12 protein-coding genes and 2 tRNA genes are annotated in these 12,991 nt (G+C 68.4%); 1 reads left to right on the top strand and 13 read right to left on the bottom strand.

All coding sequences use genetic code 11. The annotated features are described in order from the left end of the window. Position 1: 1 nt before the first annotated feature. From clpX to H286_RS0106010, 5 genes are all read right to left on the bottom strand, one after another. A complete protein-coding gene (clpX, locus tag H286_RS0105990) occupies positions 2 to 1,270 on the bottom strand; it encodes an ATP-dependent Clp protease ATP-binding subunit ClpX (protein WP_020097466.1) in 1,269 nt (422 codons plus the stop codon). 130 nt (positions 1,271 to 1,400) lie between these two features. Continuing rightward, entirely contained in the window at positions 1,401 to 2,066 is a 666-nt protein-coding gene (locus H286_RS0105995; protein ID WP_018186570.1) for an ATP-dependent Clp protease proteolytic subunit, read from the bottom strand. Between the two features lie 17 nt (positions 2,067 to 2,083). Beyond that, positions 2,084 to 2,917 carry an ATP-dependent Clp protease proteolytic subunit gene (locus H286_RS0106000; RefSeq protein WP_256335383.1) on the bottom strand — a complete coding sequence of 278 codons (834 nt, stop codon included), beginning with the start codon at positions 2,915 to 2,917 and terminating at the stop codon, positions 2,084 to 2,086. Next, positions 2,847 to 4,385, bottom strand: coding sequence for a trigger factor (gene tig, locus H286_RS0106005; RefSeq protein ID WP_020097467.1), 1,539 nt, complete (start codon positions 4,383 to 4,385; stop codon positions 2,847 to 2,849). Before tig ends, H286_RS0106000 begins: the two co-directional genes overlap by 71 nt. Positions 4,386 to 4,455: 70 nt before the next feature. Continuing rightward, positions 4,456 to 4,529 (bottom strand) — tRNA-Pro (locus H286_RS0106010). A gap of 94 nt (positions 4,530 to 4,623) precedes the next feature. On the opposite strand from H286_RS0106010, the gene H286_RS0106015 reads away from it, so the two are divergent. Further along, positions 4,624 to 4,697: transfer RNA gene (locus H286_RS0106015), tRNA-Gly, on the top strand. Positions 4,698 to 4,713: 16 nt separating this feature from the next. Here the strand turns inward: H286_RS0106015 and H286_RS0106020 are convergent. The 8 genes from H286_RS0106020 to H286_RS0106055 all read right to left on the bottom strand — a co-directional run bounded on the left by H286_RS0106020 (position 4,714) and on the right by H286_RS0106055 (position 12,965). Next, a complete protein-coding gene (locus H286_RS0106020) occupies positions 4,714 to 7,173 on the bottom strand; it encodes a DEAD/DEAH box helicase (protein ID WP_020097468.1) in 2,460 nt (819 codons plus the stop codon). Then, the gene (gene tatC, locus H286_RS0106025; RefSeq protein ID WP_028497408.1) at positions 7,170 to 7,925 is read right to left on the bottom strand and encodes a twin-arginine translocase subunit TatC; all 756 of its coding nucleotides are present in this window, start codon (positions 7,923 to 7,925) and stop codon (positions 7,170 to 7,172) included. The genes H286_RS0106020 and tatC overlap by 4 nt, the downstream gene beginning before the upstream one ends. 64 nt (positions 7,926 to 7,989) lie before the next feature. Further along, positions 7,990 to 8,244 (bottom strand): twin-arginine translocase TatA/TatE family subunit, encoded by a 255-nt coding sequence (gene tatA, locus H286_RS0106030; protein WP_018186565.1) that lies wholly within the window; start codon positions 8,242 to 8,244, stop codon positions 7,990 to 7,992. Between the two features lie 58 nt (positions 8,245 to 8,302). After that, entirely contained in the window at positions 8,303 to 9,262 is a 960-nt protein-coding gene (locus H286_RS0106035; RefSeq protein ID WP_018186564.1) for a helix-turn-helix transcriptional regulator, read from the bottom strand. Next, positions 9,259 to 10,257 carry a helix-turn-helix transcriptional regulator gene (locus H286_RS0106040; RefSeq protein WP_020097470.1) on the bottom strand — a complete coding sequence of 333 codons (999 nt, stop codon included), beginning with the start codon at positions 10,255 to 10,257 and terminating at the stop codon, positions 9,259 to 9,261. The genes H286_RS0106035 and H286_RS0106040 overlap by 4 nt, the downstream gene beginning before the upstream one ends. A gap of 44 nt (positions 10,258 to 10,301) precedes the next feature. Next, complete coding sequence (locus tag H286_RS0106045; RefSeq protein ID WP_020097471.1) at positions 10,302 to 11,270, bottom strand: FKBP-type peptidyl-prolyl cis-trans isomerase; 969 nt, start codon at positions 11,268 to 11,270, stop codon at positions 10,302 to 10,304. Between the two features lie 4 nt (positions 11,271 to 11,274). Then, positions 11,275 to 12,288, bottom strand: coding sequence for a tRNA (adenine-N1)-methyltransferase (locus tag H286_RS0106050; RefSeq protein ID WP_020097472.1), 1,014 nt, complete (start codon positions 12,286 to 12,288; stop codon positions 11,275 to 11,277). Further along, positions 12,285 to 12,965 carry an HAD family hydrolase gene (locus tag H286_RS0106055; RefSeq protein WP_018186560.1) on the bottom strand — a complete coding sequence of 227 codons (681 nt, stop codon included), beginning with the start codon at positions 12,963 to 12,965 and terminating at the stop codon, positions 12,285 to 12,287. Before H286_RS0106055 ends, H286_RS0106050 begins: the two co-directional genes overlap by 4 nt. Positions 12,966 to 12,991: the final 26 nt, after the last annotated feature.

Consider the following 12,991-nt stretch of genomic DNA (forward strand, 5'->3'; position numbering starts at 1 on the left):
GTCAGGCGCTCTTGCGCTTCTGCCGCAGGACGAGCGTGGGCGGTGCCCCCTCTTCGACGGCCGCCCGCGTGACGATCACCTTATCGACGTCCTCCGCCGAGGGGATCTCGAACATGATCGGACCGAGCACGTCTTCGAGGATGGCCCGGAGTCCGCGAGCGCCGGTCTTGCGCGCGACGGCGAGGTCGGCGATCGCGCGGAGCGCCTCCTCCTCGAACTCGAGCTCGACGCCGTCGAGCTCGAACATGCGCTGGTACTGCTTCACGAAGGCGTTCTTGGGTCCGGTCAGGATCTCGATGAGCGCGCTCTGGTCCAGTGGCGACACCGTCGTCACGACCGGCAGACGGCCGATGAACTCGGGGATCAGACCGAACTTGTGGAGGTCCTCGGGGAGCACGTCGCGGAAGACGTCGAGCTCCTGCTCCTTGTCCTGCAGCGGAGCACCGAAGCCGACACCGTGCTTGCCCACACGCGAGGAGATGATGTCCTCGAGGCCTGCGAAGGCGCCGGCGACGATGAACAAGACGTTCGTCGTATCGATCTGGATGAACTCCTGATGCGGGTGCTTGCGGCCGCCCTGCGGCGGCACGGAGGCGACGGTGCCCTCGAGGATCTTCAGGAGCGCCTGCTGCACGCCCTCGCCCGACACGTCGCGGGTGATCGAGGGATTCTCGGCCTTGCGGGCGATCTTGTCGACCTCGTCGATGTAGATGATGCCGGTCTCAGCGCGCTTCACGTCGAAGTCAGAGGCCTGCAGGAGCTTGAGCAGGATGTTCTCGACGTCCTCGCCGACGTAGCCGGCCTCGGTGAGAGCCGTGGCATCCGCGACCGCGAAGGGGACGTTCAGACGCTTCGCGAGGGTCTGCGCGAGATACGTCTTGCCGCAACCGGTCGGACCCAGCAGCAGGATGTTGCTCTTGGCGATCTCGATCTCGTCTGCCCGCTGCTCTGCGGACTGGATCGTGCTGCGAGCGCGGACACGCTTGTAGTGGTTGTAGACGGCGACCGCGAGTGCCCGCTTGGCGGGGTCCTGCCCGACGACGTACTCCTCGAGGAAGCTGAAGATCTCGCGCGGCTTCGGGAGGTCGAAGTCCTTGACCTCGCCGTCACCGGACTCCGCCATCCGCTCTTCGATGATCTCGTTGCAGAGTTCGACGCACTCGTCGCAGATGTACACGCCGGGACCGGCGATCAGCTGCTGGACCTGCTTCTGGCTCTTGCCGCAGAAGGAACACTTGAACAGGTCGGCGCTCTCACCGATGCGTGCCATGGTGTTCCCCCTCAGGATTCAGGCCGGTGCAGTCGAGCCTAACCGCAGATCCGGACACCGGGCGGATTGCGACACGGGTGTGGACGACGATGCCCCGCCGACGGGTCGGCGGGGCATCGTCTGACAGACCTCAGGCCGTGATGGCCGCGGGCGTGCGCTTGCGGGACGTGAGCACCTGGTCGACGATCCCGTACTCCAGCGCTTCCTGCGCGGAGAGGATCTTGTCGCGATCGATGTCCTTGTTGACCTGCTCGACGGAGCGGTTCGTGTGGTGAGCCATCGTCTCTTCGAGCCAGGTCCGCATGCGGAGGATCTCCGCCGCCTGGATCTCGATGTCGGACGCCTGACCGTGACCGGACTCGCCGACGGCGGGCTGGTGCATCAGGATGCGGGCGTTCGGCAGGGCGAGCCGCTTGCCGGGCGCACCGGCCGCGAGCAGGACGGATGCCGCCGACGCCGCCTGGCCGAGGACGACCGTCGACACCTGGGGCGAGATGTACTGCATGGTGTCGTAGATCGCCGTCATCGCGGTGAACGAACCACCGGGCGAGTTGATGTACATGATGATGTCGCGGTCGGGGTCCATCGACTCGAGGACCAGCAGCTGCGCCATCACGTCGTCGGCGGATGCGTCGTCGACCTGTACGCCGAGGAAGATCACGCGGTCTTCGAACAGCTTGTTGTACGGGTCCTGGCGCTTGTAGCCGTAGGCGGTGCGCTCCTCGAACTGCGGCAGGATGTACCGGCTCGAGGGCATCATGTCGCTCTGCGCGCGACCGAAGATGGGGGTGTTCATGCGTTGTCCTCCGACGCTCAGTTCTCGGTCCCGCCGCCGCCGGTGACGTCGGCAGCGTGTTCGCGGATGTGGTCGACGAAGCCGTACTCGAGCGCTTCGTCGGCGGTGAACCAGCGGTCGCGGTCACCGTCGGCGTTGATCTGCTCGACCGACTTGCCGGTCTGGGCGGAGGTGATCTCCGCGAGACGGTTCTTCATCGACACGATGAGCTGCGCCTGCGTCTGGATGTCGCTGGACGTGCCGCCGAAGCCGCCGTGCGGCTGGTGCAGCAGGACGCGGGCGTTGGGGGTGATGTAGCGCTTGCCCTTCGTGCCGCTGGTCAGCAGGAGCTGGCCCATCGAGGCGGCCATGCCGATGCCGACGGTGACGATGTCGTTGGGCACGAACTGCATCGTGTCGTAGATCGCCATACCCGCGGTGATCGAGCCACCCGGCGAGTTGATGTAGAGGTAGATGTCCTTCTCGGAATCCTCGGCCGCGAGCAGCAGGATCTTGGCGCAGATCTCGTTCGCGTTCTCGTCGCGCACCTCGGAACCGAGCCAGATGATTCGGTCCTTCAGCAGCCGGTCGAAGACACTGGTCGCCATAAGGGGTTCAGCCATGGATGCTCTCCTGGATTCGTGTTCGTGCTTCGAATCTAGTGGCGCGTTCCGAGCGTCTCGCCCGTGTTCGCCGTGGGCATACCACCGGCGGCATCCACCGCCTCCGGCGACGTGGACGATGCCCGGAAACGACGACGGGCGGCGGGGCCCGAAGGCACCCACCGCCCGTCGATGAGGGTCACTCGCTGTCGGCGGCCTTCTTCGTGGCGCGCTTGGCGGGAGCCTTCTTCGCGGGCTCCTCGGCCGCATCCGCGTCGGCCTTCTTGGCGGCGGGCTTGCGAGCCGGCGCCTTCTTGGCGGCGGGCTTCTCGTCCGCGGCGTCGTCGGCGTCGTCCGCCTTCTTCGCGGCGGGCTTCTTGGCCGGAGCCTTCTTCGCGGGGGCCTTCTTGGCGGCGGGCTTCTCGTCCGCGGCCTCGGTGGCCTCGTCTGCAGCCTCGTCGTCCTCGGCGGCGAAGCCGGTCAGGTCGACCTTCTTGCCGTTGGTGTCGACGACGGTCACCTTGCCGAGCGCGACGGCGAGGGCCTTGTTGCGGGCGACTTCACCGACCATCATCGGGATCTGGTTGCCCTCCTGCAGGGCGTTGACGAAGTCCTGCGGCGACATGCCGTACTGCGCCGACGACTGGATGAGGTACTGGGTGAGCTCCTCCTGGGAGACCTGCACCTCGTGCTTCTCAGCGATCTTGTCGAGGATCATCTGCGTGCGGAACTGCTTCTCGCTCGCTTCGGTGACCTCTGCGCGGTGGACGTCGTCCTCGAGGCGACCCTCACCCTCGAGGTGGGTGTGCACCTCGTCCTCGACGAGCTTGGCGGGAACGGGAATGTCCGCCTTCTCGATGAGGACCTCGATGAGCTTGTCGCGCGCGGCGGAGCCCTGCGTGAAGACGGCCTGCTCCGAGACGCGCTCGACGAGGCTCTCGCGGAGTTCGCCGATCGTGTCGAACTCGGAGGCGACCTGAGCGAAGTCGTCGTCGGCCTCGGGGAGCTCGCGCTCCTTGACGGCCTTGACGGACACGGCGACCTCGGCCTCTTCACCGGCGTGGTCGCCGCCGACGAGCTTCGAACGGAACGTGGTGTCCTCGCCGGCGGTGAGCGACTCGATGGCGTCGTCGATGCCCTCGAGGAGCTCGCCCGAGCCCACCTCGTAGGAGACGCCCTCGGCGCGGTCGATCTCGTTGCCCTCGATCGTGGCGACGAGGTCGAGCTCGACGAAGTCGCCGGCCTTGGCGGGACGGTCGACGGTCACGAGCGTGCCGAAGCGGCTGCGGAGCTTGTCGAGCTCGGCATCCACCGCAGCCTCATCGGTCTCGACGGCGTCGACCTCGATGGTGATGTCGTCGTAGGCGGGAAGCTCGAACTCGGGGCGGACGTCCACCTCGACCTCGACCTTGAGGTCGCCGGAGAAGTCCTTCGTGCTCGGCCACTCCACGATCTCGGCGGCGGGACGACCGACGATGCGGACGTCGTTCGCCGTCACGGCCTCGCGGTAGAAGACGTCGAGGCCTTCGCTGACCGCGTGCTCGAGGACGGCCTCGCGACCGACGCGCTGGTCGATGATCGGTGCCGGGACCTTGCCCTTGCGGAAACCGGGGATCTGCACGTCCTGCGCGATGTGCTCGTACGCGTGCGAGATGCTCGGCTTGAGCTCCTCGGGGGTGACCGTGATGTGGAGCTTCACCCGGGTGGGGCTGAGCTGCTCGACGGTGCTGGTGACCATGCCTGTCGTTCTCCTTGTCCGGCCGCGCACACGCGCGTCCGTTCGGTGATCTGGGTTCGTGGGGCCGTTGTCGGGGCGACAGGATTTGAACCTGCGGCCTCCCGCTCCCAAAGCGGGCGCTCTACCAAGCTGAGCTACGCCCCGGGCGCGCACGCTGGCGAGCGCCGAAAAACGGCCGTTGGTAAGTCTAGCCGACCATGTCCGCTACACTCGTCGAGGCGCTGTCCTCAGCGTCGACGGGGATGTAGCTCAATGGTAGAGCCTCAGTCTTCCAAACTGATTACGCGGGTTCGATTCCCGTCATCCCCTCCACACACCCTCGCCCGGCTCACACCGAGCTGTAGGCGACGATCCCCCGCCGGACGGCGTCCAGCGCCTTCCGCGCGGTCACGGCGACGTCCGCGTCCGCGACGATCGAGAGCTGGTCGAGCAGATCGATCGTCTGCTTCGTCCAGCGCACGAAGTCGCCTGCGGCGAGGTCGGCCTCGGAGAGGACCAGATCCAACGAGCCACCGCGCGCCCACGAGTTCATGGCCTGCGCCAGGCCCGTGGCGAGCGGTTCGGTTCCCGGCAGGTGATGCTCCTGCTCGAGGTCGTCGAGGCGGCTCCAGAGCTCCTGCGTCTTCGTCAGCGCATCGCGGAAAGGACCTCGCGGCAGGCGGTACTCCCCCGCCTCATCCCGACGCGGCTCGTACACGAGGCACGACGCGAGGGCAGCCAAGCCTGCGGCATCCAGGTTCTTCCAGAGTCCGCGACGCAGCGACTCGGCGACCAGGAGGTCGCGTTCGCCGTAGATGCGTCGCATCGTGCGTCCGGCGGCGGTCAGCGCGGCCGCGCCGTCCTCGAAGGCGACGTAGTTCAGCTCGGCGAGGACATCGATGATGCGGTCGAAGATCCGCGCGACGGTGCCGGTGCGGGTCTCGATGTCGCGTCGCGTCCGGTCCGTCCGGCGCCGCAGCTTCCAGTACCGCTCCGCCCAGCGCGCGTGGTTCTCGCGGTCCGGGCAGGAATGGCAGGGATGCCGCTGCATCCGATGTCGCAGGGACTGGATCTCGTTCTGCCGCTGCTGCCGGATGCGGGCGGGCGCGGTGCGGTCGGCACGGTTGAGCTTCTCGGCGTCGCTGAGGTCGCGACGGATGCCGGAGTACTCGGCGAAGTCGCCCCGGTCGCACGTCATGGACTTCTCGTAGCCGGCAAGGGATGCCTCGGCATCCTTCACCTGGCGGGCGAGGCCGACGACGGCGCGGTCCGCCTGGAACTGGGCGAACGAGGACTCGAGGATCTCGCGGGCACGCTCGCGACCGAACTGGTCGATCAGGTTGACGGCCATGTTGTAGGTCGGGCGGAAGCTCGAGTTCAACGGATAGGTGCGTCGAGACGCGAGAGCGGCGACGGCCTGCGGATCGAGGGACTCGGTCCACTGCACGACAGCATGGCCCTCGACGTCGATGCCGCGCCGGCCGGCACGGCCGGTCAGCTGCGTGTACTCGCCGGACGTGATGGCGACCCGCGCCTCGCCGTTGAACTTCTCGAGCTTCTCGAGGACGACCGTCCGCGCCGGCATGTTGATGCCGAGCGCGAGGGTCTCGGTCGCGAAGACCACCTTGACGAGCTTGCGACGGAAGAGCTCTTCGACGACCTCCTTGAAGGCCGGCAGCATGCCCGCGTGGTGCGCGGCGACGCCGCGCTCCAGGTTCTCGCGCCACTCCCAGTAGCCGAGGACGGCGAGGTCCTCGTCCTGCAGCGGACGAAGGCGATCGTCGATGATCGCCCGGATCTCATCGCGCTCGGCCGTGTCGGTCAGCCGCACTCCCGACCGCCGGACCTGCTGGACGGCGGCATCGCAGCCGACGCGACTGAAGATGAAGAAGATGGCGGGCAGGAGGTTCGACCGGCCGAGGAGCTCCACGACGTGCGGGCGGTCCATCCGCTCGATGCGCGCCGCCGTCGACGGCCGCACGGGACGCTTGCCACCGCGGTGCGGGCGTCGGCGTTCCTGGTCGCCGCGGGACCGGTACTCGATCGCCCGGCGGTTGTTCTCGTAGGTCGCGGCCTTCGGCGAACGGATGCGGGTGAGTTCCTGGTTCACCTGCGCGGTGGCCACACCGGCACGATCATCGAACAGCGGCAACAGGTCACCGCGGACCAGCACATGCTGCTCGAGCGGGACGGGGCGGGTCTCGGAGACGATGACGGCGGTGTCGCCCCGCACGGTGTCGAGCCAGTCGCCGAACTCCTCCGCGTTCGAGACGGTCGCCGACAGCGAGACGAGCCGGACGGCCGGCGGCAGGTGGAGGATGACCTCCTCCCAGACCGGCCCGCGGAAGCGGTCGGCGAGATAGTGGACCTCGTCCATGACGACGTAGCGGAGGCCCCGGAGCGCAGGCGAATCCGCGTACAGCATGTTCCGGAGCACCTCGGTCGTCATAACGACGACCCGCGCGTTCCCGTTGATGTTCGTGTCGCCGGTGAGCAGACCGACCTGGTCCTCGCCGTAGACCTCCTGCAGCTCGCGGAACTTCTGATTCGACAGGGCCTTCATGGGCGTCGTGTAGAACGCCTTGTCCCCCGGCTCCCGCATCGCGAGATGGATCGCGAATTCGCCGACGATCGTCTTGCCGGCACCGGTCGGCGCCGCGACGAGGACGCTGCGACCGTCTTCGAGGGCCTGGCATCCCTCGACCTGGAACGGGTCGAGGTCGAACCGCTGCATCTCGGCGAACGACGCCGAGATCGGATGCCGACGGCCGGACTGCGCACGTGCGTATCGCGCCGCGAAGTCCGTCATGCGATCGGGCCGAGGAGTTCCGCCTCGCGCTTGCGCTTGCGGCGGTCGAACAGCATCGACAGGCCGGCCGCGGCGAAGAAGAGGACCGTGAGGATCGCGGCCAGGATGAGCATGCTGACGACGTCGGCCGAGGGGGTGGCGGCACCGGCGAACACGGTCGCGATCACGATCGCCACCCGCCAGCCCTTCATGATCTCGCGCCCCGTCATGACCCCCGCCAGGTTGAGCGCCACCAGGAACACGGGCGTCACGTAGGAGACGCCGACGACGATCAGGAGCTTGAAGACGAAGTCGTAGTAGTACTTGGCGTCGTAGAAGTTCGACGCCCCGTCGGGTGTGAAGCCCGCCATGAGCTCGACGAGATGAGGGAGGATGAGCCACCCCGTGAACGCTCCGGCGAAGAAGAGCGGTACGGCCGCCGCGACGAACCCGACCGTGTAGCGGACCTCTTTACGGGTCAGACCCGGCATGAGGAACGCCCAGATCTGCCACAACCAGACCGGTGCCGAGATCAAGAGGCCGACGGCGAACGCGATCCGGACGCGAAGATCGAAGGCGGAGGTCACCGTCGCGAACATGAGGGTGACGGCGTTCTCCTGACCGCGTTGCTCCGCCACCACGCGGATCGGCTCCGTGATCGCCCAGATGATCGCGTCGCCGAGCGCGAAGGACACGATCATCCCGACGACCAGTGCCACGGCGGCGATGATGAGCCGCTTGCGGAACTCGCGGAGATGGTCGCCGAGCGACATCCGCTTGTCCCGGAGAGGGGCGTCGTCGGTGGCGGCGGCGTCCCGGTCGGTGGTCGTCACCGCGTCAGGAGGAGGTGGGGCCCTGCGATGGGCCCTGCGCGGGCGGAGGCGTCAGGCCCGTCACCGACGTCGGAGCCTGCGGCTGCTGGTGCGCCGGCGTCTCGGCCGGACCGTCCTCTTCCTTCATCGCCTTCATCTCACCCTTGAACACGCGGGCGGACTGGCCGACGCTCTTCGCGAGGGCAGGCAGCTTCGCCGCTCCGAACAGAAGCAGGATCACCGCCAAGACGACGAGAAGGTGCCATCCTTGCAAGCCCATGAAAGCTCCTCGGGGTAGATGTGACCTCAGTCTAACCGCCCCAGGTGAACAGAGACCCTCAGGCGTACTGCGCGAGCCCGGCATCCGCCCAGGTGCGAGCAGCTTCTCGCGCATCGGGGGGCGAGACGATCTCGACATCGCCGCCGAGCCGCGCCGCCAGCCGCTTGAGGCTGCGTTCATCGCCGACGCGGAGGCTCACCGAGCGGAACTCGCCCTTGCCCCGGACCACGGCGCGCGCCGCGAACTCGCCGAGCAGAGGGACGACGTCCTTGCGGCAGCGCAGCTCGACCACCACGTCGGTCTCGCGCGGCTCGAACAGCCCCGGCAGAGGATCGGCACCGTGCGTGCTCGGGATGTCGGTGAGGACGACGTCCGACACGCGGTCGAGATGGAAGGTACGGATCGCCTGCCGCAGATGGCACCACCCCTGGAGGTACCACTGGCCATCAGCGATGTGGACTTTGACGGGGTCGACGGTGCGCGTCGTCGCGGGCGCGTCGGGAGCCCGGTAAGAGAAGGACACCGCGACGCCTCGCTGCACGGCGTCCGCCACCGTCGTCCGCACGTCGTCGACGACGGGCGTCGCGACGATCACCTCGGCGGGAGCGCTCGATGCGCCGGCGGCGAGTTTGGCGAGCAGACCCTGGACGACCCCGCTGTCGCCCACGCCCGGAAGGCTGGCGGCGAGTTGGAGACCGGCGAGCAGTGCGGCCGCTTCGCGCGCGGTCAGTCTCGGCGTCCGCTCCAGCGCGACGGCATTGGTGATCGAGATGGTGTCCTGCTCGTCGAGGAGGTCCCAGTCGATGTCGAAGAGGTCATTCGCCATCTGCCAGAAACCGCCGTCGCCGGGGAGCCCGATGACCGTCAGCTTCTCGACCATCGACCGCATCTCATCCGCCTCGACGTCGAAGTCCCGGGCCGCGTCCGCCACGGTGACCTCGCCCTTGGAGATGAGGTACGGGACGAGCTGCAGGATGAGGGACGCCCTATCGGTCGCCACCAGCGGCTGGGCGCTCATGCCCCGACCTCGGCATGGAGATCCCGTGCGCGACGCAGCCGCGACGCGACGAGCTCGGCGAGGTACGGCGGATCGATCACACGGACCTCGGGGCCGTACGAGGCGAGCTCGTCCGCGAAGACCTGGGCGTCGACGTAGGGCACGAGGCATCCCGTCTCATCTTCGGACAGCGCACGACGGTGGAGGCGGAGGAGCGCCTCGGTGCCGGGCTCGACCTGCAGCCGCGCCTGCTGGCGGGCGGCGACCGCATCCAGGCCGGCGATCGCCTTCTCGCCCGCTCCCTCTCGCAGGGACAGATCGAAGGACGCCCGCGTCACGACGACGTCCGAAGGGATGCGGGACAGGAGGAACGTGCGCTCGGCGTCCTGCAGGAGGTCGAAGCCGTACACGTGCCAGCGACCGTCGTACTCGACGAGGGCCCACGGCTGCACGCGGCGGCGGTGCGCGGCATCCGACCCGCCCTTGATGTAGTCGAACTCGACGACGCGACCCTGCTCGATCGCCCGCTGCAGCGGCGCGAAGGACGGCTCGCGCAAGCTGATGCGCGGCGCGTAGCCGATGATGGGCGCGTCGACCTCGATCCCCAGCGCCTGGATCTTCCGGAGTCCGCTGCGGGCGGATGCCGACATCGAGCTCTCGCCCCACACACCGCTCGCCAGGTTCAGGACCGCGATCTCGGCCGGGGTGAAGTCGATGTCGACGGGGAGCGAGTACTCCGAGGTGGGGACTCGGTAGCGCGCCTCACGCAGATCGTCGGGATCGGCGTAGTCGCCGATCGTCTCGATCGGCACTCCCAGGGAACGCAGACTGTCCTTGTCTCGTTCGAACATCTTCTCGAGTGCGTCTTTGGACGCCCCGGCCGCACCCTGCTCGCGATATCCGGACACGGACGAGAGGATCGTGTCCTTCGTCAGCCCCTGCTCGGTCGCGAGCAATGCGACCACGAGGTTGACGAGTCGTTCCTCGGGCGCGCTGCGGATCGCTTCGGTGGACACATCGCAATCCTAGGCGCGGGACCGGTGCTCGGCCCCGCGGGAGCTCACTGTGTCGCGGTCGGGGAATCGGTCGTCGGGTCGATCCCGAGGATGTCGATCACGTAGACGAGAGTCCCCGTCGGCGGCTCGTTCTGCGCCGACTGACCTTGGACCTTCGCCATGTCGGACGGAACGACCACGAGCACCTGCGAGCCGACCGTCTGACCCTCGATTGCCCGCGCGAAGCCCTCGGAGAACTGGTCCTTCGCGAACGTCACGGCTTCGCCGTTCTGCCACGTCGAATCGAACACCTCTCCGGTGTTCCAGGCGACACCCGTGTACTGCAGCCGGGCGCGGGAGTCGGCGGTGATCTTCTCACCGTCGCCCTTCTTGAGGGTCTTGATGACCAGACCCTTCGGCGGCGCGGCGTCGGGGACGATGATCCCCGGCGTGCCGTCGGGCGCGAGGACCACGGTCGGCACGTTGGCACCGTCGACGTACTGCGGGACCCCGTTGGCCGCCGGCAGGAGGACGGTGTTCACGTCGATGACCAGGACGGCCGACGCGCTCTCGGACAGCCCGGCCTGCTGCACGAACGTCGGGTTGATGTCCTTCGCGGGCATCGCCGCGACGATGCGGGCACCGGGCCGCGCGCAGTCGAGCGCCTTGCCGATCGTGGGGAACGACTGCTCGAGGACGTTCAGCGCGACCAGCTTGGTCGGCGCCGACACGAGCGTCTGACCGGTCTGACCGTTCAGCACCGTGATCCCGATCTGCAGATCCTGCGTCCCCGACGTGATCGGAGTGCCCTTGCCCGTGGCGAGGTCGGTGTACGCGGTCTTCGACACGTAGACCGGATCGGTCGTCGACGCCGTCGGCAAGCCTTCGGCACCCGTCACATCGACGAGATCGAGCGACGATGCGGGCGCGGTGACACGCTCGCAACCGCTGTCGGAGGGTCCGGACGGGGCGCACCCGACGAGGGCCAGGGCAGTCAGGCCGAGTACGGCCACGGCAGCGGGGATCTGACGCATTCGTTCAGTCTACGGTCTCGCCGGAGCGATCCTCGGCGGCCTGACGGGCACCGCCCGCCGCGCGCTGCGCATCGCGCACGCGCTTGCGGAGGTTCTTGTCGGTGATCTCACGATCCCCCACGGCGCCCGGCGTCCACGCCTCGACATCCTCATCCGCGTACGACGGCTTCTTGAGGGCGCGCTTGCGGACGTCGGGCGGCATCGCTCCGGGGGCGAGGCGCCGTGCCGTGAGCAGGAACCCGGTGTGAGCGACCATCCGGTGATCGGGTCGGACCGCGAGCCCCTCGACGTGCCACCCGCGCACCATCGTCTCGGTCGCCTCGGGCTCGGTGAACAATCCCGAGTGGCGGATGTACTCCGCGACGCGGCTCAGCTGCGTCGCGGTCGCGATGTAGCAGAGGACCACGCCGCCGGGCGTGAGTGCGTCGGCGACGACGTCGATGCACTCCCACGGCGCGAGCATGTCGAGGACGACGCGGTCGACGCTGCCGGGCTCGGTCACCTGCGGGAGCTGCTCGGCGAGATCGCCCACGACGACCCGCCACGACTCGGGGTAGTGGCCGAAGAACGTCTCGACGTTCGCCTCGGCGACCTCCGAGAACTCCTCTCGCCGCTCGAACGACAGGAGCCGCCCGGACGGACCGATCGCCCGGAGGAGCCACATCGAGAGGGCGCCCGACCCGACGCCGGCCTCGACGACGGTGGCGCCCGGGAAGATGTCGGCGGAGGCGAGGATCTGCGCGGCATCCTTCGGGTACACGATGGCGGCGCCGCGGGGCATCGACATCACGAAGTCGCGCAGCAGCGGGCGGAGCGCGAGGTATTCGTGGCTCCCGCTGTTGGCGACGACAGAGCCGTCGGGCTGCCCGATGATCGCCTCGTGCCGGAGCACGCCGTGGTGGGTGTGCAGCTCGCCGCCCTCGCGGAGGGTGACGGTGTGGAGACGTCCCTTGGGCCCCGTCAGCTGCACACGGTCACCGAGGCGGAACGGGCCACTCGGCCGCAGGTCGGCGCTCATGCGCGGACCCCCTGACGCACCTGTGCGAGGAGGTCGGCGACATCCGCCACCGTTCGTCCCTCGAGGGTCGGCCACAGGACGTGGGCACCGACCTCGTCGAGCGGGACCATGTGCGGGATGCCGACGGTCGCCGTGCCCGCGGCTATCGCCGAGCGCGTCCCGGTGATCGAGTCCTCGAACGCGACGGTGTCGGCAGGGTCCACGCCGAGCGCCTCGCACGCCTGCAGGTACGGGTCCGGGTGAGGCTTGGGGCGGGCGACGTCGTCGCCGCCGATGACGACGTCGAACGCGTCGAAGTCGATGAGGTCGGTGATGACCCGCGCCATCCGGCTCATCGACATCGTGACGAGAGCGGTCGGGATGCCGGCGTCCCGCAGGTCGCGCAGCAGTTCGCGGGCGCCCGGCCGGAAGGGGACACCCTCCTCGCGGAGCTGGCGCATGACCTCCTCGGTGAGGTGGGCGACGATCTCGTCGACCTCCATGCGCACGCCGGCGCCCTGGAGGATGCGGGCCGCGTCCTCGAGCCCGAGTCCCACCATCCCCAGTCCGTCGTCATGGGTCCAGGTGCCGCCGAAGCGTTCGACGAGCGGGGTCTCGGCAGCCATCCAGTACGGCTCGGTGTCGACGAGGGTGCCGTCCATGTCCCAGAGGACCGCGGCGGGAAGGGGGGAGATCACCGGTCAATGCTACGCGAGCGCATCCG

Origin of the sequence: Microbacterium sp. 11MF, from assembly GCF_000383475.1 — a bacterium.
GTDB classification, from domain to species: domain Bacteria; phylum Actinomycetota; class Actinomycetes; order Actinomycetales; family Microbacteriaceae; genus Microbacterium; species Microbacterium aquilitoris.

Bases quoted from the DNA above. Each gene is read 5' to 3' on its own strand.
- clpX (WP_020097466.1), bottom strand. From the start codon at position 1,270: ATGGCACGCATCGGTGAGAGCGCCGACCTGTTCAAGTGTTCCTTCTGC.
- H286_RS0105995 (WP_018186570.1), bottom strand. From the start codon at position 2,066: ATGAACACCCCCATCTTCGGTCGCGCGCAGAGCGACATGATGCCCTCG.
- H286_RS0106000 (WP_256335383.1), bottom strand. From the start codon at position 2,917: ATGCGGCCGAGGAGCCCGCGAAGAAGGCTCCCGCCAAGCGCGCCACGA.
- tig (WP_020097467.1), bottom strand. From the start codon at position 4,385: ATGGTCACCAGCACCGTCGAGCAGCTCAGCCCCACCCGGGTGAAGCTC.
- H286_RS0106020 (WP_020097468.1), bottom strand. From the start codon at position 7,173: ATGACGGACTTCGCGGCGCGATACGCACGTGCGCAGTCCGGCCGTCGG.
- tatC (WP_028497408.1), bottom strand. From the start codon at position 7,925: ATGTCGCTCGGCGACCATCTCCGCGAGTTCCGCAAGCGGCTCATCATC.
- tatA (WP_018186565.1), bottom strand. From the start codon at position 8,244: ATGGGCTTGCAAGGATGGCACCTTCTCGTCGTCTTGGCGGTGATCCTG.
- H286_RS0106035 (WP_018186564.1), bottom strand. From the start codon at position 9,262: ATGAGCGCCCAGCCGCTGGTGGCGACCGATAGGGCGTCCCTCATCCTG.
- H286_RS0106045 (WP_020097471.1), bottom strand. From the start codon at position 11,270: ATGCGTCAGATCCCCGCTGCCGTGGCCGTACTCGGCCTGACTGCCCTG.
- H286_RS0106050 (WP_020097472.1), bottom strand. From the start codon at position 12,288: ATGAGCGCCGACCTGCGGCCGAGTGGCCCGTTCCGCCTCGGTGACCGT.